Origin of the sequence: Enterobacter sp. RIT637 (assembly GCF_019718755.1) — a bacterium.
GTDB lineage: Bacteria > Pseudomonadota > Gammaproteobacteria > Enterobacterales > Enterobacteriaceae > Enterobacter.
Map to the genome: position 1 here is coordinate 1 of NZ_JAIHAZ010000143.1, position 553 is coordinate 553.

The 553-nt window shown below is 55.7% G+C and carries 1 protein-coding gene and 1 pseudogene; one reads left to right on the plus strand and one right to left on the minus strand.

Annotation, left to right across the window (positions count from 1 at the left end):
* A partial coding sequence (locus K5E19_RS23670; RefSeq protein WP_221553366.1) for a (2Fe-2S)-binding protein occupies positions 1-123 on the plus strand: 123 nt, incomplete at its 5' end.
* 81 nt (positions 124-204) lie between these two features.
* Here the strand turns inward: K5E19_RS23670 and K5E19_RS23675 are convergent.
* A pseudogene (locus K5E19_RS23675) lies at positions 205-553 on the minus strand (PTS sugar transporter subunit IIC); the annotation flags it as partial.

The window sequence follows — 553 nt, forward strand, 5'->3', positions numbered from 1 at the left end:
GGCCAGGATAATCCGTTGTTCCGCACCGTGGTGCCGCGCGACGGATTACTGGTCCGTCGGACCTGCTGCCAGCGCTATCGCCTGCCAGATGTTCAGCAGTGTGGTGATTGTACGCTGAAGTAATAACTTTACAGGCAGCCCTCTTTCAGCGGGGGAAAATGCAAATACAAAAACGGCAACCGAAGTTGCCGTTTTGCTTTTTGATTAAGCCACTTGCTGGCTATCCTCTTCAGCACGCTGTGCTTCTTCGGCTTCCTGCTCCAGCAACTGCTTCTCGTACACTTTAAAGAACGGGTAGTAGATGATGGCAGAGACCAGCGCCAGCAGGATGACCAGCACCGCCGCACGGAAGTCCCAGCCCAACGCCCACGCAGCACCCACAGGGGCCGGAGCGGTCCACGGCACCACAGAAATCACGCGTCCAATCAGATCCAGCTTCATGGCGGCCCATGCGAGCACCGCGTTCACCATCGGTGCCAGCAAGAATGGAATGAAGAACACGGGGTTCATCACGATTGGCGTACCGAAAATCACCGGTTCGTTAATGTTAAAG